At 66.4% G+C, this 22,451-nt stretch carries 14 protein-coding genes; 8 read left to right on the forward strand and 6 right to left on the reverse strand.

Annotated features, from left to right (window positions below):
* Position 1 precedes the first annotated feature (1 nt).
* The 4 genes from tagF to IB268_RS04485 all read right to left on the reverse strand — a co-directional run bounded on the left by tagF (position 2) and on the right by IB268_RS04485 (position 7,074).
* Complete coding sequence (tagF, locus tag IB268_RS04470; RefSeq protein ID WP_054452055.1) at positions 2-985, reverse strand: type VI secretion system-associated protein TagF; 984 nt, start codon at positions 983-985, stop codon at positions 2-4.
* Positions 982-4,686 (reverse strand): type VI secretion system membrane subunit TssM, encoded by a 3,705-nt coding sequence (gene tssM, locus IB268_RS04475; protein WP_225591328.1) that lies wholly within the window; start codon positions 4,684-4,686, stop codon positions 982-984. Before tssM ends, tagF begins: the two co-directional genes overlap by 4 nt.
* A gap of 119 nt (positions 4,687-4,805) precedes the next feature.
* Entirely contained in the window at positions 4,806-6,194 is a 1,389-nt protein-coding gene (locus tag IB268_RS04480) for a hypothetical protein (protein WP_192353894.1), read from the reverse strand.
* A 28-nt stretch (positions 6,195-6,222) separates the two neighbouring features.
* Positions 6,223-7,074, reverse strand: coding sequence for a M15 family metallopeptidase (locus IB268_RS04485; protein ID WP_054452053.1), 852 nt, complete (start codon positions 7,072-7,074; stop codon positions 6,223-6,225).
* A gap of 310 nt (positions 7,075-7,384) precedes the next feature.
* On the opposite strand from IB268_RS04485, the gene IB268_RS04490 reads away from it, so the two are divergent.
* From IB268_RS04490 to IB268_RS04525, 8 genes are all read left to right on the forward strand, one after another.
* Positions 7,385-8,134, forward strand: a complete 750-nt coding sequence (locus IB268_RS04490; RefSeq protein ID WP_192353895.1) for a hypothetical protein — start codon at positions 7,385-7,387, stop codon at positions 8,132-8,134.
* A 25-nt stretch (positions 8,135-8,159) separates the two neighbouring features.
* Positions 8,160-11,033, forward strand: coding sequence for a type VI secretion system Vgr family protein (locus IB268_RS04495; RefSeq protein WP_192353896.1), 2,874 nt, complete (start codon positions 8,160-8,162; stop codon positions 11,031-11,033).
* Between the two features lie 13 nt (positions 11,034-11,046).
* Positions 11,047-12,006, forward strand: coding sequence for a DUF4123 domain-containing protein (locus IB268_RS04500; RefSeq protein ID WP_175180566.1), 960 nt, complete (start codon positions 11,047-11,049; stop codon positions 12,004-12,006).
* Entirely contained in the window at positions 11,999-12,778 is a 780-nt protein-coding gene (locus IB268_RS04505) for a DUF3304 domain-containing protein (protein WP_054452049.1), read from the forward strand. The genes IB268_RS04500 and IB268_RS04505 overlap by 8 nt, the downstream gene beginning before the upstream one ends.
* Positions 12,771-15,089: a DUF2235 domain-containing protein gene (locus tag IB268_RS04510; RefSeq protein WP_054452048.1), complete on the forward strand. Its 2,319-nt coding sequence runs from the start codon at positions 12,771-12,773 to the stop codon at positions 15,087-15,089. The genes IB268_RS04505 and IB268_RS04510 overlap by 8 nt, the downstream gene beginning before the upstream one ends.
* Positions 15,090-15,279: 190 nt before the next feature.
* The gene (locus IB268_RS04515) at positions 15,280-15,810 is read left to right on the forward strand and encodes a hypothetical protein (protein ID WP_147400242.1); all 531 of its coding nucleotides are present in this window, start codon (positions 15,280-15,282) and stop codon (positions 15,808-15,810) included.
* Positions 15,811-15,885: 75 nt separating this feature from the next.
* Positions 15,886-16,242, forward strand: a complete 357-nt coding sequence (locus tag IB268_RS04520; RefSeq protein WP_192329397.1) for a hypothetical protein — start codon at positions 15,886-15,888, stop codon at positions 16,240-16,242.
* A gap of 20 nt (positions 16,243-16,262) precedes the next feature.
* Positions 16,263-16,622, forward strand: coding sequence for a hypothetical protein (locus IB268_RS04525; RefSeq protein ID WP_192329395.1), 360 nt, complete (start codon positions 16,263-16,265; stop codon positions 16,620-16,622).
* Positions 16,623-16,632: 10 nt separating this feature from the next.
* On the opposite strand, the gene IB268_RS04530 is transcribed toward IB268_RS04525, so the two are convergent.
* Positions 16,633-17,259, reverse strand: a complete 627-nt coding sequence (locus IB268_RS04530) for a hypothetical protein (RefSeq protein ID WP_192353897.1) — start codon at positions 17,257-17,259, stop codon at positions 16,633-16,635.
* Positions 17,240-22,444, reverse strand: coding sequence for a type VI secretion system Vgr family protein (gene tssI / locus IB268_RS04535; protein WP_192353898.1), 5,205 nt, complete (start codon positions 22,442-22,444; stop codon positions 17,240-17,242). Before tssI ends, IB268_RS04530 begins: the two co-directional genes overlap by 20 nt.
* Positions 22,445-22,451: the final 7 nt, after the last annotated feature.

Consider the following 22,451-nt stretch of genomic DNA (forward strand, 5'->3'; position numbering starts at 1 on the left):
GTCAGGCTCCGGTAAAGACTTCAAGAAAGGTGTCGAGCGCCAGGCGCAAGGACAGGCGCGGCTGGTCCAGATAGCTGGACAGCTTGGCCAGGCCGTGGCTGGCCGATACGTGGTTGCGGACCCAGGGCGCGTCCTCCAGCACGATGTGCTGTTCGGCATACGCCTGCGGCGTGGACAGCAGGCTGGCCAGCGTCTGCGGCGAGGCGCCGCGGAAATCCACGGCCAGCCGGTGCTTGCCGGCGATGCGGCCGATGAAGAGGGTGATCTCGAAGTCCGCGCGCGACAGGAAGGGCGAGATCAGCGTCATCCAGTAGGCGGCCACCAGGTTGATGTAGAGCGGGTCGTCCGGCAGCGGCAGCGACAGTCCCTTGTCCAGCTGCGAAGAGCCGCTGGACATCACCGGCTCCAGCAGGATGCCCAGCGCCAGGATGATGTCGTGCACGCGCGCGGCGTGGCCGTTGCCGCGCAGCATCGCCTCCAGCCGCTCCACGGTCTGCAGGTCGACGAAGGCGTCGAAGCCGTCGTCGGCCGCTGTGCGGATTTCGCCTTCCAGTTCGTTGAGCGTTTGCAGCGCCGAGGCGGGATCGCCGTCCTGCATCAGCAGGGCGGCGGCGCCGCTCATGCGGTTCCACATGCGGCTGAAGGCAATGGGGCTGCGGGCAATGAAGGCCAACGGCTTCTGCACTTCCACCGAGGTGGCGGAAAGGAAAGGGTAGCGGCGGCCCGACAGGTCCTGGCTGGGCTGCAGATGCCCGGCGATGGCCAGCTTGCCGCGCGACCCCAGGATGGCGAACGGCATGGGCTCGGCTTCGTCGTAAAGCGCCTTCCAGTGCGGTTCCTGCGCCAGCATCTCCATGGTGCTGGCGACCCAGGCATCCAGCGTGGCCATCAGCTGCGGATGTGAAGTGTTCTTCACGAAATCGCCGCGGCTGGGAATCTTGCCGAAGTAGGCCGTGCGGAACAAGGGGGACTGCGGGCTGCTCATTGCGGCGCTCCGGGTTGCGTCTGGGCGGAGGATTCGGGAGAGGCGCCGATCACGGACGAGGGCAGGCGCAGGTTGCGCAGGCCCTGGCTGCCGCCGGGCTCGCTGCCGCCGGCGCCGGGCGCCTGGGCGTTGCTGATGATGCGCAGCTTCACCGGCACCGTCACGTTGGATTTGCCCCAACTCATGTTGAAGCTGCCGTCGGCGTTGGCGGTGCGCTGGGCCGTGGAGATCAGGCGTTCCAGGCCGAAGCGGCCGGGTTCGTTGACGATCTCGACCACGCTGCCGTCGAAGGTGGTGGCGGTGATGCGCGCGCCGGGGGCGCCCTGGGCATTGGGCCACACGAAATTGACCCACTGCGGCGGGGTATTGCGGTAGCGCAGCTGCTGGCCGTCGATCTCGATGGTGTACTCGGTCACGCCGGCCGCGGGCTTGGGCTGGATCTGGAACAGCGTCTGCGGCTGGCTGGCCGCGCCGCTGCCGGCCGCGCCTCCCGAGAGCGGCGCCACCCACTGCGCGAAATTGGCCGTGAAGGTGGGCTGCAGGCTCACGCCCATGTCGCCCCAGGTGCGTGCCGTGAGGATGTCGCCGCGGCGCACCGTCAGCGGACCCAGCGTGTCGTTGACGTACTTGGCGATGCTGCCCTGCGGGCCGAACACCTGGCCGATCTCATCGCTGCTGGCTTCGACGCTGGCGCGGCTGGCAAAGGGGTACTTCTCCGCCAGGGTCTGGTTGAACGGGCGGTAGACCTGCGCGTTCCAGACCTTGTTCAACTCGGATTCCGCCGGCTGCATGGTCACGGCGTAGGCCTGGATCAGCGGGCGCACCAGCAGCGGGCGCAGGGTCTCGCGCTGCGTCGCCGACATGCCCGCCAGCATCTGCTCGTCCACCAGCTTCAGCGCGTCGGCCAGTTCCGAGTCCTTGCCTTCCAGGGTCTGGCGCATCAGCGTCAGCGCGCCGGGGCCGGGATCGCCCTGGTTGTTCAGCAGGTTGAAGCGGGTGCGGATCTTGGACAACGCGCTCATGTAGTTGCCCAGCAGCGACTGGTTGTCGCGCGTGACCACCAGGCGCGCCACGTCGGAGAATTCGCGTCCCACCGGACCCATTGGAATCGCCTCGCCGTTGGCGGCGGTGGCGGGCGCGGCGGACGGCGGCGTCTGGCGCAGGATGACGCGCTTGAACCAGCCGACCACGCCGCTCTGGGCCTGCTGCAGCCCGGCGTTGATCAGCGAAGGGTTGTCCCAGGAGGTTTGCTCATAGGTGGTATTGATGAGCTTGGCGATGGGCGAGGTCTGCGGATCGCCCAGGCGGTTCATCGCGCCCACCGATTGCTCGAAGCTGGTGAAGGGCTTGATCGTCACGCCGCGCAGGAATTTCTGCCACTCCTCGGCGTACTCGGTCTTGTACATCGTCGCCAGGCTTTTCTGGATCTGCTCCGGGCTGCCTTCCAGCGTCAGGTCGTCGCGCGCGTTCACGCCCAGCACCCAGTCGCTGGTCTGCACTTCCTTCTTGGCGGCCTCGCCAATGGCGGGCTGAATGTACTGTTCCCAGGCTTCGCGCGTGAACGTGCCGGGGATGGCGTAGCTGCCGGCGACCACGCCCGCGTCGTTCTCGCCCACGATGCGCGCCACCGTCATGGCCTGGAAGCGCGTCGCGGCGCGCGCCTTGAGCGTGGCATAGGCGCGTTCGCGCGCCGGCATGCCCTGCATCACGGCGCGCAGGCTGCCGCGGGTCTTTTCGACCAGCGCCAGATTGGTGTCGATCTGCGGCCAGCCTTCGTCCTGCGCGCGGCCGACATAGAACGAAATCAGCCGCTCGGCGCTGCGGATCAACTGGTCGCGCGGCATGGCGCCGCGGTTGGTTTCCAGCCAGCCGCGCCAGAAGCGCGTGATCTGGTCTGACAGGTGCGTGGGGTCCACGTGCTGATGGTTGGCCATCATCAGGTAGGTCTTGAGCGCGTTGTAGGCGTCGTCCGCGTTGGTGGGCGAGGCGTCCTGGAACAGCGTGTCGCCATTGCCCGCGTGCGCGGCGCGGGCCTGCTGCGGCGCCGGTTGCGGCGCGTTGCCGCTGGCTGCTGCGGCGGAGGTGTCGACCTTGGCCAGGAAGTCTTCCAGGCTGGCCTTCACCGGCGTCAGCATGAACTGGCGCGCGCCGTTGTAGTACTCGGCCAGCAACCGCTCCTTCAGCACATCGCCCTGGTACAGGCCCAGCCCCAGGGACCACGGACGGCTGGAGGAATAGCGATCCAGCTGTTCGATGCGGTCCTGCAGGATTTCCATTGCTTCGAGCCTGCTTTGCAGGTCGGTGCGCTCGCTTTGCAGGCGCACCACCTTGTCCAGGTCGGCTTGCACGTTCTGCGCCAGTTGCCGGTTGCCCAGGTAGGACCAGCTCCAGCCGCCCAGTACCAGCCCCAGCGCCAGCACCAGGCCGAAGAAGGCCAGGTAGCGCATGCGCGTCTTGGCGGGACTGGCGTGCTGGCGCACCAGTTTCTTGTCCGCGAAGATCACGCTGGAGAACAGGTCGCGCAGGAAGAAGCCATTGTTGGAGGTGACGCTGCGCGACTGTGCGCGCGCGGCGGGACGCAGTTCGAATCGTTCGGCCAGGCGCTCTGTGGAAGTGCTTTGCGTGATGCCTTCCTGCAGCGCGCTGGTGAAGTAGAAGCCGCGGAACACCGGCTTGTACTGGAACGGATTGGTCTCGAACAGCGTGGACAGGAACGTGCGCAGCGCCGGCTTGATGCCGGCGAATTCCAGCGGGAACGTCAGCAGGCCTGGCGGCAGGTCGCGACTGTTGCGCAGGGAGATCTGCGCCGTGCCCATTTCCTTGAGGCCTTCATACAGTTCGTCGAAGCGGCTGTCGAACAGCGCCAGCACGTCGCGGTTTTCCTCGGCGCCGTAGGGCAGGGTCGCGCCCCAGACACGGTCGCGCTCGCTCTGGTCGCTGTCGGAGAAGAACTCGCTGAAGCCCGAGATCAGGTCGGCCTTGGTGAAGATGATGTAGACCGGCGCGAACACTTCCAGGCGGTCGGTCAGCTCCTGCACGCGCTGGCGCAGGTTCTTGGCCAGGTTGATCGCGAACTCCGGACCCGCGCCCGTCAGCTCGTCGATGCTGGCGGCCACGATGATGCCGTTGATGGGCGCCTTGGGACGGTGCCGCTTGAGCAGGTCCAGGAAGCCCATCCATTCGTTGCGGTCCTCTTCATGCACCGAGTAGCGTCCGGCGGTGTCCAGCAGGATGCCTTCGGTGGTGAAGAACCAGTCGCAGTTGCGCGTGCCGCCCACGCCGCGGACCGCCGCGCCGTTCTTGTCCGCAAAGGGGAACTGCAGGCCGGAATTGATCACGGCGCTGCTCTTGCCGGCCGCGGGGTTGCCGATGACGATGTACCAGGGCAGCTCGTACAGGGCCTCGTTGCCCGAGGTCTGGCCGATCTTCGAGGTCTTGATGGTGCGCACCGCCTGGGTCAGCCGCGTGCGCAGCGCTTCCACGTCGTTGCGGTTGGCGGCGGCGCCCGTCTGCACCTGCTGCTCCAGCATGTCGCCCAGGTTCTTGTTGGCCTTGCGGGTACGCCGCCGGCGCCACAGATAGGCGCATAGCCACAGCAGCACGCATACGCCCAGGGCGATGCCCGCCCAGACCAGGCCGATCTCCACCGTGTCGGCGAACAGGAACAGGAAGACCACCAGGGCCAGCAGCCCGAGCGCCATGAAGGTGCGCGGATTGGCCAGCGCGCGCGAGGACCAATGTCGGCCTTCGCTGATGGCGCGGGAGGCGCCGGATAGGAGATCGGAGGGGCTGCGCATGGTTTGAACTATGTTCTTGTGGGTCAGGCGGGAAGGGTTTCGGAAGGCGACACCAGCGCCAGCGTCCGCAGCGCCGGGTCCTGGGTCATGAGGGCGAGCACGGGCGCGCCGGCCTGGGCGCAGGCGGCGCCCGCGACGGCCACGGTCAGCAGATGCGCGGCCGCGCCGGTATGGCCGCAGCCGGAACCTACTGCCAGGCAGTCCTGGTTGGGGTCCAGCGCCGGAAACAGCGCAGCAGCCAGGCCGGCGGTCTCCAGCGGGCGGCTGCCGCGGTGGTCGGCATCGCTGATCAGCGCTGCCACGCCATCGGCGGGTTGGCCTTGTTCGGCCAGGAATTGCGTGGCCAACTCGGTCACGCGTGGCTCATGCAGCGCGCCGCGCGCGTCGGCGTCGACCGCGCGCTGTGTTTGTGCGGACAGGGTCAGGGTCAGCGCGGAGTCGCTGCGTGCGGGCTCGCCGCCAGGCGCATGGGCGCCCAGGTCCAGCAACAGGCCAGCCGCGGCTTCGCCGGGCACCTGGCCTTGGGGATTGGCGTTCGACATGAGCCGGCCGGCCGCGTCCCATTGCTCGACGCGCGTCGCATCGATGTGGGAGTCGGCGACAGCAACCAGGCGTAGCGTGGCGCTGCGCGCGGTCAGGGGTTCCTGCGCCAGCTGGCGCAGCAGTCCATCGCTGGTGAGCGCGTCTGGCGCGGCGTGCAGGCGCTGGACCATGCGGCTGGCAGGCCACGCCGCCGCCGCGAGTGCCTGGTCCACGGCATGGTCGCGCACGGCGTCGGACCAGTCGGCGGGCAGCAGCAGTTCCAGCTGCAGCAGCGGCCATGCTTCGTCATGTTGCGGTTCGCCTTGCTTCAGCACGATGGCGCGCGCTTCCAGCGCCAGCGCCTCCACCACCTCTGCCAGCAGGGCGGTTGCGCGCACGCGTTCTTCTTCGAGCGCGGCGGCCGGGGCGCGGGCCTCGCGCGCCGCGGCGCGCAGCGCATCGGTATCGAGCTGCGGCGCGCGCGCGCTGAAGACAGGAAAGCCTTGCGTGTTCTTGAAGGAAGGGTCCAGATCCGGACGCTGCTGCGCGGCCAGTGCGGCATGGATCGCGACGGCCTCGCTGCCTACGGCGGCGCTGGCAGCGCTGGCCAGCACGCGCAGACTCGCGGCCTGGGGAGCGGGTTCGGCGGTCTGGGCGGCGTCGTCCTGCGGGGGCTGCGCCGGCGCGGCGCGGGCCTCGCGGCGCGCACGCACGATGCGCGCGCCGCTCCAGGCGGCGGCGATCAACGCGAGCGGCAGCGCGAACAGATAAAGGCCGATGTCCACGCCCGTAGGCAGCGTGCGCGACTCCTGCCACCAGATGATGACGGCGAGCCAGACCACGCCGAAGACGAGGGCCAGCAACAGCCCGGTTTTGAGTATGCGGCTCATGGATGCGATATGACGCTTTCGGAGTTGATCATTGCGCGGCTCCGCCATTGCGCCGCATGACGCCGGGGCGGCGCAGCTCGGTGTGGCCGAAGTCCATCATCTTCCAGCGGCCGCCCCAGGTCAGGCCGACGCGCTCGGCGGTTTCGCCGAACAGTTCGTAGCCGCGCATGGCCCAGGGATCCTTTTCGGACACGACCACCTTGCCGTCGCGCAGGAAGGCGCTGTCCGCGGCCAGGCCGAACTGGTGATAGCTCTGGTAGGCGCCGGCATTGGTCACGTGCGAGCCCATCTTGGCAAGCTCCGCCTGGCGGTCGGGGCTGCGATAGCCTTCGATCAGCACCATCTCGTAGCCATGCTCTTCACGCATCACGCGGTACGCGGCCAGCAGGCGCTGGCGGTAATCGGCGTCCAGCAGGTTCCAGTCGCGGCTGGCGCCGCCCAGGTTGGGACGCACCAATTCCACTTCGCGCGTGGTGAACGCTTCGGGCGGCAGCGGAGGCGGCGGGACCAGTCTTTCGCCGGTCAGCAAAGCCTGGATGCGAGGGTCCGGACCCGCGGTCCGATCCTCGTAAACAAATGTGTGATTGTGTCGCATGACGAAAGCGAAAAGTGACGGAAGCAACACAACCAGCAGGCCCGCAGCGATGTGCCAGCGGTATGCCGAAAACGCGCCGCCAGCCTTTCCAAAGCCCGTGCGCAGCGCCTGCGCGGAGTCGCCCATCGCCCCTCCTGCGTGTCCCGCGCCGCGCGCCATGCCCTGGCGTATTCCCTGTGCAAGCGCGCGCGCTCCCCTTGCCGTGGCCTCCCGCAAGGACGGAAAGACAAGCAACGCGGAAACGCCGATGGCGAGCAGAAAGTAGAGAGGCAGCAGGAGAAGCAAGGAGGTCCCTCAGTTACGAAGGCGTAATCTTTTGTTCTATTCGGGATTCAGGCAAGCGCTTGGACGTTGCAAAACGCGTCTGTGGCTTAGAACTCGTAACAAGAATCGATGATGCGAAAGAAGTCATCAGGTATTCTCGAACCCCTTGGTTACAGGGGTTTAGACGACCTCTGCAGACACGGGACTTCGCATGGCAGAAGACGAAAAAAGATCGCGATCACCGACCTCTGTTCCCAGCTTGCTCGCAGGACGCTCACCGTCACCGGATGAACGCGCAGCGTCGCGCATCCTCGCCGCGCTAGAGGGGCGAGTGCCGGACGCCGAAGTCAAACACCTGGCGCCCAAGCGCCGTTCCCGCTTGCCGCTGGCCTTGCTGCTGCTATTGCTGACGGGTGCTGCGGGCGCGATGTTATATAGCGTGTTCGATACGCCGCCGCTGCCTGTGGTCGCTGAATCGACTCCTCCGGTTACGCCGCCAGCGCAGCCCGCCGCCGCGCCAGCCGCTCCAACAGCGGGTGCGCGCGTGGCCGCTGCCGATCCCGACCCGCAGCCTTCTTCCGCGGCCGTCATCGAAGACCACCCTCTCGCGCAATTGGGACTTCCCAATGCCGATGAGGACCGCGCGCCCGAGAACCCCTTGTCTGCGTTGGCCGTCACCGCCACGCCGCCGCAGCCTCGCGCTGCGTTGCAGGCGCAGGCCGCTGCGCCCAAGGCAGCCGGGCCCACGGTGCCGCGCGCGATCACTTCGCAAGGCTCGCCCAAAGCGTCGCCCCAGGCCGCGCCGCAGCGCGCCAAGACGCCGCGCAACGATTCCGACGCCGCATTGCTGGCCGCGCTGATGTCCTATGGCCTGCCGCCGGCGTCGCCGCCCGGTACCAAGGTCTACAAGAACGACGGCGTCTTCGTCCGCGAACTGCCGGGCTCGCCCCTGGCGGCCCGGTTGGAGCAATGCCGCAAGCTGGGCTTCCTGGAAAGCGAGCAATGCCGCTTGCGGGTGTGTTCGGGCTATTGGGGCACGGCGCCCGAATGCCCCAATCCGCAAGCCCAGGTCGAACCCTGAGTCTTCAGAGAAGGTTTTTTCCGCAATGGATCCGACTGCAACGCCTGGCCTGTTCAGTTCCGACGCCCGCCTCTACAGCCTGGAGGGCGAGGGCGCGCTCGCCTCGCTGCAGGTCGAGGGCTGGATCGCGCGCGAAGCCTTGTCGGGCGTTTCGCAGACGCGCGTGGTCGCGCTGTCCGACGACGCCGGCCTGGAATTGCGCGACATGATCGGCCGCCCCGTGACACTGTGGACCACGCGCGCCGACGGCAGCCGCGCGAGTCGCAGCGGTCTGGTCCGCGAAGCCGAGCTGCTGTCGGGCGACGCGGGCCTGGCGCGCTACCGCCTGACGGTCGCGCCCTGGCTGTGGCTGGCCACGCAGCAGCGCAACAGCCGCGTGTTCGAAGCGCGTTCCGTGCTGGACATCGTCGGCCATGTGTTGGGCGGCTACGAAGGCTATGTGCATCGCGTGGCTCCCGATGCGGCCGAAGCGCAGGCCGGCGTGGCGCCGCGCCCCTACACCACGCAGTACCGCGAGACCGACTATGACTTCATCAGCCGCCTGCTGGCCGAAGCAGGCCTGGGCTGGACGACGGTCGAAGACCCGGAGGTCCCCGCGCGGCACGTCGCGCTGATATTCGCCGACAGCCGCGGCCTGGCCGAGGACTCCGAGTCCGCGAGCGGGGGCGTGCGCTTTCACCGCGCCGGCGCGACCGAGTCGCGCGACACCGTGCAGGCCATGTCGCGCCAGTGGCGGCGCGGTCCTGACCGCGTCACCGTCCTGGGCTGGCACGGCGGCGGCAAGCGCGCCGTGGCGGCAGAGGCGCTGGCCCGTCCGGCAGACGGCACTGACGACGCGGGCCTGGAATGGTACGAGGTGGCAGGCCACGGCAGCTTTGCTGATGAGGCCGAGGCGCGGCGCCAGGCCACGCTCGCGATGGAAGCCGTACAAGCCGGCGCTGAGACTTTTGTCGGCCAGGGCGGGGTGCGTACCTTCCGTTCCGGCACGCGTTTCACGCTGCAGAACATGTCTCCACTGGGGCCTGCCGACGAAGAAGGCTTCGAGCCCGCCTTTGCGCTGGACCGGGTCGAGCACGTCGGCATCAACAACCTGCCGCCAGAAACCCGAGCCTCGCTGTCGCAGCGCTTGGGCGGGTTGGACGCACATTTGGCCTTGGATACCGAGGCGCCCGCGGCGCCTGGCGCGGCGGGTTCGAACGCCGATCCGTCGCGGCCCGACGCCGCGGTGTTGGCGAAAGCGCGCGAGGTCGGCTACGCCAACCGCTTCCAGGCGGTGCGTTGCGACCGCCCCTGGCGGCCAGCCTTGCCGCAGACACGCGGCGCGCGCCTGAGCGGCGCGCCTTCGGTCCATGGCGTGCACACGGCCATCGTCACGGGCGCCGACGGCGCAGTGCAGGCGCAGGGCGAGGACGAGATCCTGCGCAACAAGCGCGGCGACGTGCGCATCCGATTCCATTGGCAGGCAGACGATGCCGAGGGGGTGGCCAAGAGCCGCTGGGCCCGCGTGGCGCAGCGCCAATCGGGCGCAGGCATGGGCATGAGTTTCGTGCCGCGCATCGGCCAGGAGGTGCTGGTGCGCTTCCTGGACGACGACGTGGACCAGCCCATCGTCGTGGGCGCGCTGTACAACGGCCGCGGCGAGGGCGGCACGCCCGCCACGCCGGGCGGCCGGGACGGCGGCAAAGCCGACACCCAGGTCTACACCGCCGCGCGCGATGCCGCACCCAGCGCCCAGGCCAACCTGGCGGGAGGCAATGCGCCTGCCTGGCATGGCGCCGCGGGCGGCGACGAGAACCACCGCAACGCCGCCGCGCTGAGCGGCTTCAAGAGCAAGGAGTTCGGCGGCTCGGGCTACAACCAGATCGTGTTCGACGACAGCGACGGACAACTGCGCTTGCAGATCAAGAGCAGCCAGGAAGCCAGCGAACTGAACCTGGGCCACCTGATTCATCAGGCCGGCAACTACCGCGGCGGACTGCGCGGCCTGGGCGCCGAGCTGCGCACCGACGCCTACGGCGCCGTGCGCGGCGGCGCGGGCGTGCTGCTCAGCACCTACGCCGGCACTGGCGCCAGCGCCGGCCCCGCAGGCGAGGCTGCGGGCTTGCAGGCGCTGGCCAGCCAGGCCGACCAGATGGCGCGTTCGCTGGATGGCGTGGTCGGCGCGCACCAGGGCTTGCGCCTGGCGAGCGCGCTGGGCTCCAAGGGAGCGGAAGCCAGCGTGCTGGACGACGGCAAGGCGCCTTTGGCCGCCATGCATCGCGCCGTGTCCGGCACCGTCGCAGGCGAAAGCCTGGATGGTGCGCGCAGCGACGCTTCGGCCAAGCACACCCAGGCGGCCGAGGGCAAGGTGCCGCACCTGACCGATCCGGTCGTGTTCATGGCCGCGCGCGCGGGACTGGCGCAGGTCGCTGGCCAACACATGCAATACACCGCCGGCGAGACCGTGCACTGGTCGGCCGGCAAGGACCAGAACCTGGCGGTGATGGGCGCGCTGCGCGTGCACACCGGACAGGGCCTGGGCATCGTCGCCGGCCTGCAGCAGGGCGGCGCGGACTCCGGCCTGGACCTGATCTCCGCCACGGGCGACGTGCATGTTCAGGCCCAGCACGACATCCTGCGCGTGCAGGCGCAGAAGGACATCACCATCGGCAGCGCGCAGACCAACGTCGAGTATGCCGCGCCCAAACGCATCCGCATCGCCACCGCGGCCGGCGCCAGCATCGTGCTGGAAGGCGGCAACATCACGGTGACCGCGCCGGGGCGGATCGATGTGAAGACGGGGAACAAGCAGTTTGCGGGGCCGGACCGCATGCCTTACGCTTTTCCCCAGTTCACGGTCTGCAAACAATGCGTGCTGGACGCGCACGATGGCGTGCAGTCCATCACGGACAAGGCATGAGGCGGGCAAGCGCATGACGGATTGGCAATCCCTGCTTGGCGAGACGTTGCGGCATGCTGAAATCAGCCGCATCGAAACGGGCGAGGCAATGCATGCCTATCTGCTCGTGGATTTCCGCAACCGCGCGGAGCTGGCCGCGCCGATCAAGAGCAGCGCTCAAGTCAGCCACGGTTCGGTCTGGCTGGGAACGGATCTGGCCGTATACGGTGAAATCGCGCCCCTGCTGATCGAAATAGACGATCTGACGCGTTTTGAACTGGGGCGCGACACGGACGGGCCATACACCTCTGAACTATTGCGGCTGCTGCGCAGGGTGTACGAGGCGGACGGTGGGCAGTTTGCGGTCACCCATATCCTGTCGCCCATGGCCCTGGCCGAACTAATGGCACATTGCGCGTACTACGGCGACTATGGCTTGCCGGACGGTCGCGAGTATTACCTGCACTTCTACGACAGCCGCATTCTGGACCGCGCTTTTCAGGTCTGGAGCGAAGCCGAGCGCGAGCGTTTCCTGGCGCCGCTGACGCTCATGCGCTACCTGCGCCGCGACGGTTCCATCGCCGAGTGGAAGGGCGGTGGAGAACGTGAATTGAGCGCTGCGGCGCTGCCGGCGCCACAGCCGTTTACGTTGGCGCAGCATCAGGCGCTGCTGGATATGGATTATCCGGACAAGCTGACCCAACAAATCCGCCGCATCTATATGGGAGTTCTGGGCAGCGACCTGCGGCAGGACGAATTGCATGAGCAGGTGCTGGAGCAGATGGCGCGGGCGCGTGCCTACGGGATAGAAAGCGAGCGGGACATGCTGGACTATGTGGCGTGGGGTATCACAATATCGCCGCGTTTTGATGAACACGAGGTGATTCAGTCCGCGCTGCGCGCATTCAAGGGCTCTGGGCTGTCGCAGGCGCTGGAGGATGTGCCTGACGACGTGTGGGATGGATTGTTGCGGGAGAGGACGGGAAATGCGTAAGGGCCTGATTGTCGTTCTGATGTGGCTGGGCTTGCTGGCGGGCTGCAATGGCGAGCCTACGTACCAAGGCGTGACCTTGGTTGCCTTCAACTACACACCTTGGGACCTTGACACCATTCAACTGACCGACAACGCAGGCCGCAGCGCCAGCTCGGGTGCGGTCGGCGTTGGCGGCGGAGAAGGGTCGGGTACGTGTTGCTACACGCTGAAAGGCACCGATTTCGTCGTGAAATGGAGCGGCGCCGACGGCGAAGAAGCGATCAAACATTTGTACGACGGCAAGCTCGACGAGGTGATCTTTCATAAGGAAACGAAGGTGCATTTCCCTGCGGCGCAGATTCCTTCGGGTGACGGTCCGTTGTACATGGAGTTGCACATCTATCCCGACGAGCACATGGAAATCGCATTGAGCCGAAAGTTGCTTGGGCAAACGCGTCTGCCGCTGGTTTCCGTCACGGATTGGCTTTATGCCGCTCATCGAGATGCGCTTCAGGGGTACAGGGATGGCTATGCGGTATTGAGGGCCGTGGGAAAGGTAGCGAGGACGGCTTGGATTGAATACCGTATTGAAGACAAGCGCGACATGCAGCAATACATGCTGCTGTATTTTACGGTTTCGCCAAATTTTGATCGAGATCCGAAGATTGCCGCAATGCTGGCCAAGCCGGGCCGCCAACCGGGCGACTTTGCCAAGGCTGTCGAGGCTATGCCTGAAGGAGAGATTGCACGTCTGAGGGCGGAAGAGAAGGCTTCAGGAGAGAAGAATGGTTGACAAAACCTCGGGTGGCCTGCCGCCGGAAGATCGTACGCCGGCTTCCGTATTGAAGAAGATGGCCGAGAACGAAGCTGCGTATCCCAAGGACGATTGCCTGGAGTGCGGTGCGGTCATTCGGATCGGGTTCTTCTTTGATGGTTTCGGGCGCAGCCGGGACGTGGACCGGAATGATCCGACGTTCTATTCGAACATTTGCAGGCTTTGGGAGGCACACTACATTCAGACGGATCTGGGGCGTCCCGAGAAGCAATTCTGGTTTCGCTTCTATTACTCGGGACTGGGAACCGAGTTGAACGAGGATGCAAAAGAAAAGCAAGACGCCCTGATCTATGCGGCTACCGTCGCGGGCAGCAAGGCGCTGAGCGAAAGCGCCAAGAATCTTGGCAAGGCGGGCCAGAACATCGCCCGGCTGGATGAGATTCCTGAGCATGACGTTCTGAAGCGCTTACGAGCCGCGACGCAGAAGATGATCAAGGAAGGCTCCTTCCAGCCTATGGTAAAGGCCTACAACGACGTAGTGAAGGACGTCAAAACGCTTCCCGACAAGGCTGTGCGGATATGGAATGCCTGGGATCCCGAACGCCTGGCAAATCGTGCGAAAGCCACGGTACAGGGGTTCTGGTCCGGCTTCAAGAGAAACCCCTTGAAGGTCGCATGGACTGCGGGAAAAGAGGTCGTCAAGACCACCGCGATGGAAGGGGTACCCGTGATCCGGGACAATGAGACGGTCGCCTATCTCATGGGAACAGGAGTCGACACTCGGGTCGACGCCGCTCTACGTCAGCTCAAGGCAGCCCATGACGCGGTCAGCGCCGAGATGAACAATGTGCGGCGCATAGAGATCTCCGTGTTTGGCGCCGACCGTGGCGGTGTGATGGCTCGCCAATTCATCAACGACTTGGTCAAGAAGTATCGGCGTCGGAACGATCAAGACCTGGTGATGCCGGGGAAGGAGGGGGCTCCCGCTGCGGAGATCCGGATCCGGTTTCTTGGCCTGCTGGACTCCGTTTCCTCCATCATGGACGAGAGCACCTTCCTGGGATTCATGCCATTTACCGACTTGCTGAAGCAAACCCACAAGGACCGTGCCTTGACGGTGCCGGCCGCCGTGGAGAAGTGCGTTCACTTCGCAGCAGGCCATGAACTGCGCGCCAATCAGCGCATCGACAGTCTGGAGAAGACTCGGGGCGAGCAGTATCTCTATCCAGGTTCCAGCGGCGATGTCACTGGAGTGAGTCCGGCAGGCTCCTTGGGTGCTCGCACGGAACTCTCTCGGGTGCCCTTGCGCGATATGTTGCACCAAGCCCTGGCAAGCGGCGCAGCGATGTACAGCATGGAACAGCTCTTCAAGGTTCGGCCGCTGATCGCCATCAAATTTTCCCTGGCGTCACGCGTGGGGGAGGGGGCGCAGAGCTATGGCATCGCTGAACTGGTGGACGCATATCGCGGCGTGGTGAAGTATGAGAAAGGCATGGACTTCATTCCACACATGGAAGTATTCCTGCGGTGGCTCGCAGTGCGCTACCAGGATCCCGTCTTCAAGGCTGATATGTCGGATCCTGCCGAAAAATGGATCCAGGATCGCGATTTCTTCACTCCGGAGCAGGAATACAACGAAGAGTTCAGGCGCGTATCCATGCTGCCGCGCGAGGAACGCAACAAGCCCGAGAACACGGCTCGCCTGAAAGAGCTGGAAGCGCTCAAGGACGAACGTTGGAATCGTGCCGTCGCGAGCCGTGGAGAATTGCCGCCGCAGCGTTTCAAGCCACTATGGCAGCGGCTGGAAGAAGAGTACCGTGCGCTCGAAGAGGGGGAGCGCCAGGACATTGCGAATGAACAGCGCAAGGAAGAATTTCGCAGGAGAAATCCGAATTCGGTGCATGCCATGGAGGCGTGGGAACAGAATCTCAAGGATATGCAAAGAATGCGCAACGAGCTCATCACACGCGGCGGCGGCACGCTGACCGAAGAGGACAAGCCGAAAGATCCTTTCGCTGATATGAAAGCCAAGCGCGAAGTGCAAAAGCGCCTGCTCAACGTATGGCGCGAGGCGAGCGCCGGGACCAACCCTTTGCCTCCTAAGGTCATGGCGCTGTTCGACTTCCTGGTGCATGACGCCATGTTGAGCAGCTGGCCCGATCATTTGCTGGCCAGCACTTCACTGTATTTCCGCGTGCGGGACAAGGACATTTTTGGCAAGACCGACTTCAAGGCGGAACAAGCCAAGTTCAAGTCGGACAATGAGTCGGCATCGCGGGTTGATCAGATGCGCGCCAATCTGGATGGAATGGCTCCGGTTCGTCCGTAGCTGTGTCGGCGTCGGAAGCATCCGGCTTGAGTGATAGAGCATAGGGGATGAGCATGCCGCGAGAGCGTCGGGGACTCTAGCCAGCTCGCTTTGCGACAGCAACAGAAATGCCAGAGCCCGTGGATGCGCAGGAATCGGTGTGGAACCAGTGGCGACTGGGCAAGCCTATGATCAAAGTGGGATGTCGAGGATGTCTGAGCGGAATCAGGGAAAGACAGGGCGCTCGCAACTCGGGCGGTTGGTCGCACTCGGTGTACTGGCGGTGATCGCCGTGGCGGCGGGGGCTTATGTCTACGTAGAGCGAAGCCAGACGCAAAATTTTCAACGAAGCGCGTTGGAAGGATCGGTGGCGGTCTACTCGTACAACTTTACGCAGTACGACGTGGCGTATTCGTTGATGCCTGGTCTGCGATGGATCGCCAGAGCGAATTCGGCCACAGGAAATAATGTGCAGTCATTCGGTTACAGGCCAGCTGCGCCTGATGCTCCGATGCAGATATCGTGGCGCTATGACTCTGGTCCTCAAGCAACGGGAGAGGGAGACTATCCATTTGTCGTGATGCTTCCACAGCCACAGCGGCCAGCGGGCGCCGTGGTGCTGGAATTGCGTATCTATCCCGATGGCAAGGCTGCTGCGCGCTATGTCACGCGTCCGCTGGTATCGGATTTCAGCAACGTGGCCCCTGAGCTTCCGGGAAGCGATTGGGTGTCGAATCGATGATCACGTCAGAAGTCCGGATAGAGATAAACCTTGATGAAGCGGGTCATCGGAGAGCTTGATCCGTAGGAGACGGTTGTGCGTGAATTCGTCATGTGGTCCACCGACATGATCCTCTACGCCACAAAAGCCCTGGGTTTTGCGCTGCCCCTACTCTATCTCCTCGGGATCGCAGTCCACGTGCGCCCAAACCGTTTCGGAGCCCTGGGCTCCGCGGCATCGCGCAAGTGGTTTGCCGTGTCCATGGTAGCCGTCTGGGCGTTTGCGGCCGTGGGTGCCCTGCTCGTCTATTACGTCGCCCGGAACTATGACCGTTGGTATGGGTATTTCCTGTTCTTTTTTCCCTACTATCTGGGACCGGCGCTGATTTTGTCCGTGATCGGCCTGTGGGTCCGGTACAGGTTGTGCAAGGGGGTGGTGAAGGACAATGCCTGATGTGCCGCTAAAATCCCGCCATGCTTCCGCCTCAAGTCCTCGTCGCCCTTATCGTCCTGATGCTCGCCGTCGTCATCCCGCTGTTCGCGGTGACGATTCAGCTAAGCCGTTTCATCCATTGGTCCTTCTGGGCTGACAAGACCACGCGCGGCGAGCGGCCGCATTTCACGGGGCCGGTGCTGGCGCTGATCTTCAGCACCCTGGCCGCCAGCGATTTCGTGGGCTATGAACCTTTTCTGACGATCTCGGAGATGAATCCGGTGCCGATCGAGGCCAGGGCCTACTTCACTGTTGCGATGCTGGCGCTGGCCGTTTGGTGCTGGGCCTATGGGCGGTCGATCCGGGACCGAGCGCTGCGCATGATCGGCCGGGGCTCCTGAAGAAAAGCGCCTACTTGGCCGCCTGCACTTCGATCTTCACCGTATTCGAGCGCACGCCGTTCGATTCGATATACACCTCGTAGACCGCCGGATCCTTGGGCAGCTGCACCTGCGCCGCAAGGTCGGTGCTGAACTGCGTGCCGACGCTGATGCCCGGGCTGATGGGGATGCCCTTGGGCGGACGCGAGCTGGGGATCTCGTCCACTTCCATGCCGGGGCGTTTGCGCGGCTTGTATTCGTAGGCCACGCCTTCATAAACCGCCTTGGTCTGCGTATTGACGGCGACGAAGCGCGGCAGCTTCTGGTTCTGCGATACGGGAATGATGCCTTGCGCGCAGACCGGGATCACCAGCGCGCCGGACGCCTGCGGACGCACGCGCGCGGGCGCGGCGATGTTGAGCTGGTCGTCGCTGCCATGGTTGGGCGGAATGCAGGCATGGTCGCGCACCGTGCCGATGGGGGCGGTGGCGAACGAGAGCGGGTCGATCCAGTCGGTGTTCATCGTGGTCTTCTGGGTATGTGGGGTGGGGCGCGCGGCGGTGGCGGCGCCAGGCGCGGCCATGGCCATCGCGGCCGCGAGCAGCAGGGCCAACGCCGGCGCCACGCGGCGCCGCGCGTCAGAACGAGGGCCAGCCATTGGACATGTCCGTCTTGCGTACGGCCTGGGCGCAGCTGGCGCAGAAGCGGATGCTGACGCAGTCGCCGCCGAACATGACGCAGGAGCCGGTGTGGCTGGGATCGGCCTGGCTGGCGGGCAGGCCGAAGTGGCAGTGGTTGCCGAACTGGGAGTAGAAATACGGACCCTTGTCGAGTTTGGACGAGTCCATGTCGGCTTCATCGGGATGGGCGCGTACCCACTCGGGTCCGCTGGGCGTCATGCCGATCAGGTGGCCGATCTCGTGCACCAGCGTCTGCTGCAGATAATCCAGCGTGTTGGGCTCCCAGGGGCTCATCGCCGCCACGCCAAGGAGGTTGGTGCCAGGGAACGCCACGCCGCCCGCGGAGCTTTCCAGCAACCGGACCTTCAGGATGATCTTGCCCGAGGTCGGCACGGGCACCAGGCCCGCCATGCGGATGTTCAGGGTGTCGCAGGCCTTGGGATTCGCAGGGTCGTAAGGCACCGGGGTCATGCGATCCTTGGGGATGGGGACCTGCCTGATGCCGGCCGCGGGGTCGGTGTACTCGAACAGGCATTCGACGTACCAGTCCACGCCGGGCTCGATGTGATACCACAGGAAGCTGAGGGTGCCGTCGGCGTTGACGAACTGCACCTGCTTGTCGGCCGCGCCGGGGCCGGCCGAGGCTTGCACGTAAATGGGCTGGACGGGCAGCATCGTGGCCAGCCGGTCGATGTGGCAGACGACGAGCGTATAGGGCTCGTGATCCGGGCCCTGCGACCCTGGATAGACGGAGGCGGCCAGCCGGCGCAGGCGTTCATAGCCGTCGTCCGTGAACACGTCCATGTTGGCGTCGCCGCGCGTGCTGACCGGCGGCAATTGCACGACGTCCACACCATGCCGCGCGTATTCCGTCGCGGTCGGCTGGAAGCCGTGGCGGCGCGCCAGAGCCTCGGGGCCGGGCAGCATGATCTCCTGGAGATATAGCCGCCTTGCGGTCTCGACCTGCTCCGTGGAGATGATCTGGTTCTTGTCGTTCACCACCTCGAAGGTATAGGTGTTCAGGCCGGCGGCGGGCAGGGTGATGTTGTCGACCACCTTGGTGCCGTCGGCGTCGGTTACGTAGCTGTACGAACGCTGGTTGGGCTCGCGGTACAGCGGTTGGCGGCTTTGCTCGCGCGCGGAGTACACCGCGTTGCCCGGACGCGGGCTGACCTTGACGCTGAAGCGATGCTGGCCGGCCTTGTTGAAGCGCACGCGGATCCTGGGCTTGTTGGTCTGGCGGTCCAGGCTGTCCAGCGCCTGGCCATCGTTCCAGACCTCGTCCTCTTCCTTCAGGTTGACGTACTGGAGCTTGGCGCCGCTCCTGGCCCGGTAGGCGGACGGCGTGGGTGCGCCGGCATCCGGCGTCCCGGCCGCTGCGGAGCCGCCCGCGTCCTGGCCGCCGGGCGCGCCAGCGGGTCTCGCCACAGGGCCGGGCAGGCCGACGCCGGCCATTTCCATGACCCGCTTGGCCATAGCCGGATAAGGCGAGTTCGCCACCGCCGGAATGTTCATGATCGCCTCCGCCACCTTGGGCAGCGTGACGTTGGATATCGTGGGCGATTGCAGGATGGCGCCGACCACGGACGGAATCGCGGAGTCGGTCAGGCCCGGCGTGCTGAGTATGGCGCCCGCCACCGCGGGCAGATTGCCCTGGTTGACGTCGGGCATGGTCAGCAGCGTGTTCACTGCCGAGCTCAGCGCGGCGGGGCGGCCGCCCATGGCGCCCATGGCCTGGGTCATGACCGGGCCGATGGCGGACCCCACGCCACCGCTGCCGGCGGCGGTCAGGTTGGAGGCGGCGCCCAGGGCGGATGCCGCCGTGGCGTTGCCCATTGCCGTGGCGGCGCTGGAAGCGCCCGACAGCATGCCCGAGGCCGACGGGCCGGCGCCTGCGGCCGGCGAGGCGAAGGTGGATGCCTGCGAGGCCAGGGCCGACGCCTGCGCAGCCATGCCGCCGGCCTTGGACACGGCGCCTGCCGCGTCAGTCAGCGCCTGGGGCATGGAAACCGCGCCGGCCAGCGCGTCGCCAGCGCCCTGTGGAATCTTCATGGTGGAGAGGCCGCCGTCCATCAGCGACGGCGTTGCCATGCTGGCCAAGGACTGCGTGGCGCCGTTAGCCAGTGAGGACGTGGCGCCGCCAGTCAGCGACGGAGCCACATTCTGCATGGCCGTTTGCGCCATGCCGCCGGCCTTTGCCATGGCGCCCGACATCAGTTCCGAGCCCGCCTTGCCCGCTGCCTGCATGGTCTTGCCGGCCATCGCGCCCAATTCCTGCACGGGCTTGAGCGCTTCGCCGGCCATGCTCTTGGCCTGGTTCAGCATGCCGGAGGCGCCATCGGCCGCGGCGGACAGACCGTTGGATACGGCGGTTGCGCCGCTTGCAAGCGCCGCGCCCGCGCTACTCAGCAGCGAGCTTTGCGATCCACTGGCTGCAGCTGCTGTGGGGCCTCCAGCCGCTGCAGCCGAGGCGACCGCGCCGGTCGCCCCAGCCGCATTCAGCGCCTGGCCGGAGCCGGCTTGCGCCTGCAGCTTGGCCTTGGGACGGTGCACCAGTTCGGCCGTGACCAGCATCGGATCTCCCACTTGCGAGGACGGCAGCGCCGGCAGCGCGGCCGCGTCGCTGGCAGGCCCGATCAGGTTGTGGGATGCGCCCTTGACCGAGAACATCCCCGGCCCCTTGAACAGGATGTCGCCGCCATTCATGACGATGCTGGCGCCGGCGGCCTGCAGGGTGATGCTCTGGTTCGCCAGGATCTCGATGCTGTCGGTGGTGGAGGTGACGGTGATGTCCTGGCCGGCCAGCATTTCCAGCATGTCGGTATGCGCGTGGATCGACACAGGAGATTCGGCGGCGACGGCGCGGATGCCGCCGTCCTGCACGAACAGGCTGGTGGAGCGGCCGGAGGCCGTGGCAAAGGTCCGGCGCGCTGCCACGTGGCCGTCGGCCTGCGCGGTGACGTGCAGGTTTTCGCTGGCGTGCAGGATGGCCGAGGCGGGCGTGGCGAAGTTCAGGGAGGACGGCGCGTCGATCAGCATGCGGGCGCCGTCGATGCGCTCCACTGCGTCCGTGCCGGTGCGTTCGCCGCCGCTGGCCTTGACCGCCTGCTGGCCGCCTACGCTGCCCGGATAGCGGCCATCGCCCTTGGGATCGATGGCGCGGGTCAGCGTGTCGTATTGGCTGGTGGCCGCGAGCGCGCGCGCCTGGCGCTGCGCGCCGGCGGCATCCAGGCGTTGCGCCGCATTCTGCGCCCCGCGCAGCAGCGCCAGCGCTTCCTGCGCGTCGGCCTGGGTGGAGCGCGCGTCCTCGCGTGCGTTGGCGGACAGCAGCATGCCTTGTCCTGAGCGCACCACGGTCCAGGCATCCGAGCGCAGCTCGAAGCCGGTGCCGCGCCATGCGCCGCGACTGGATTCATCCGCGCCCTGTGCGATCAGATAGCCCAGGCCCAGCTGCGTGGCGCCGATGGAACTCGACAGGCGCGTGCGCATCTGCCGCGGCGTGTCGTCGAACAGCCATTGGCTGTGGCCCTCGCCGTCCAGGCCCTTGCTATGCCAGCCGCTGAGCCTGCCGGGATGATTGGCTTCAGCGTCCTCGCCGGCGGACCAGGGCGGCAGGTCGGCGTCGTTGTACAACTGGGCCGAGGCCACGGGCTGGTCGATGTCGCCGTCCAGGAATTCGACCAGGACCTCGGTGCCTTTGCGCGGCAGATGGTGCGCGCCCCAATTGGGACCGGCCTGCGCGCCCGCAACGCGCAGCCAGGTGCCGGAACTGTCGTCGCCCGGCGCATTGCCGGTGTCGTCGCCATGGCTGCGGTGCGCCAGGCCACCCGGTAGCGGACGCGCGCCGCGCTGCCAGGGGAATTGCACCTTGATGCGCAGGTCGCGGCCCGAGGAAATGGGCGCGTCCTGCGCAGCCACCACGACGGCCGCCAGGCCTTCGGGCGCCGTGGGCTTGGCGCGCCAGCCGGGCATAAGCGGCGCGGCTGCCGGCAGGGCGCCGAAGGTATTGCGGTAAGAGCCATGTTCCAGATCGGAATCGCCCAGCGCCTGGGCGGCCTGGCTGCCCAGGTTGTTGGTGGCTTCGTGTTCGACGTGCAGCAGCGTGTAGCGGTTGCCGCCCATCTCATCGACGGCCTGGCCCGAGCCCCCGGCGTAGCGGCTGTGCTGCGTCAGCGTGAAGTCATGGCCGGGCATCATCTGGCGGGCCGTGCCGCCGCCGTCGAAGCGCACCATGCGGGCTTCATGCGCCTGCAGGCTGCGCGCGGCGGCAAGCTCCGCGCTGTCGCCGTCGGCATGGCGGCCGTGGCCGTCGTAGTCATAGTCTTCAAGGCGCGGCACCGCGCCGGCCTGGACGTCGGACTGCGCATGCGCCGCGTGCGCGAGCAGCTTGCGGTCGTCCCAGGCCAGGCGCGTCACGGCATTAGGCCGTACCGCCCGGGACGCGCCAAAGCGCGTGATGCTGTCCTCGGTTTCCGTGGCGTCGCTGCGGTGAAAGCGCAGCGTGGCATCGGGGCAGACGGGCCGCGCCGCGCGCGTGTCGAACACGACCAGCCGGTGCCGCGCGCCGCCCGAGGCTTCGTCCTGCTGTTCGCCCTGCTGGTGGTCGAAGCGGAAGCTCAAGCCGGCTTCGGCCATCAGGCGCAGCACGAAGGCCAGGTCGGTCTCGCGGTACTGCGTGCGCAGTGGACGCGGCGCGGGCAGTTCGGCGATGTCGAACGAATAGGCCGCCTGCGGATAGTCGGCGAAGATCTCGCTCAGGATGTCAGTGACCGACTTGTCCTGGTACAGAAAGCTGTCGCGGCGCAGGCCCAGGGCTGCCAGCCAGGGCGCGGCGTGCAGCCGGTAGCGCGCCAGGCCGCCGTCTGCGCCCAGCGCGTCCACGCCTTCCACCACTGCATGCCATTGGCGCCTGTTGCCGTCGGCCAGCAGCAGGCTGACGCTGATCTCGCGGCCCAGCAGGGTTTGCACATCCAGTTCGGCCGAGGACGCCAGGCAATCCAGCGTCAGGGCAAACAGTTCGGAGACGCTTTCGCGCAGGACCATGCGTTCCACTGCGAGCGCCGCATCCAGGGGCGTGCGCACCTGTAGCATGCGGGCGTTCTGGGAGAGGGCGGCAACATCCAGGCTGCTGAATCCGGCGGGCGCTTGGGAACGGTCGGTCATGGTGCTG

It is taken from the genome of Achromobacter sp. ACM01, from assembly GCF_014851745.1.
Taxonomy (GTDB): domain Bacteria; phylum Pseudomonadota; class Gammaproteobacteria; order Burkholderiales; family Burkholderiaceae_B; genus Achromobacter; species Achromobacter aegrifaciens.

Excerpts from the sequence above, each read along its gene's own strand:
- tagF (WP_054452055.1), bottom strand. The coding sequence starts at position 985 with ATGAGCAGCCCGCAGTCCCCCTTGTTCCGCACGGCCTACTTCGGCAAG.
- tssM (WP_225591328.1), bottom strand. The coding sequence starts at position 4,686 with ATGGCGCTCGGGCTGCTGGCCCTGGTGGTCTTCCTGTTCCTGTTCGCC.
- IB268_RS04480 (WP_192353894.1), bottom strand. The coding sequence starts at position 6,194 with ATGAGCCGCATACTCAAAACCGGGCTGTTGCTGGCCCTCGTCTTCGGC.
- IB268_RS04495 (WP_192353896.1), top strand. The coding sequence starts at position 8,160 with ATGGATCCGACTGCAACGCCTGGCCTGTTCAGTTCCGACGCCCGCCTC.
- IB268_RS04500 (WP_175180566.1), top strand. The coding sequence starts at position 11,047 with ATGACGGATTGGCAATCCCTGCTTGGCGAGACGTTGCGGCATGCTGAA.
- IB268_RS04505 (WP_054452049.1), top strand. The coding sequence starts at position 11,999 with ATGCGTAAGGGCCTGATTGTCGTTCTGATGTGGCTGGGCTTGCTGGCG.
- IB268_RS04510 (WP_054452048.1), top strand. The coding sequence starts at position 12,771 with ATGGTTGACAAAACCTCGGGTGGCCTGCCGCCGGAAGATCGTACGCCG.
- IB268_RS04515 (WP_147400242.1), top strand. The coding sequence starts at position 15,280 with ATGTCTGAGCGGAATCAGGGAAAGACAGGGCGCTCGCAACTCGGGCGG.
- IB268_RS04525 (WP_192329395.1), top strand. The coding sequence starts at position 16,263 with ATGCTTCCGCCTCAAGTCCTCGTCGCCCTTATCGTCCTGATGCTCGCC.
- IB268_RS04530 (WP_192353897.1), bottom strand. The coding sequence starts at position 17,259 with ATGGCTGGCCCTCGTTCTGACGCGCGGCGCCGCGTGGCGCCGGCGTTG.
- tssI (WP_192353898.1), bottom strand. The coding sequence starts at position 22,444 with ATGACCGACCGTTCCCAAGCGCCCGCCGGATTCAGCAGCCTGGATGTT.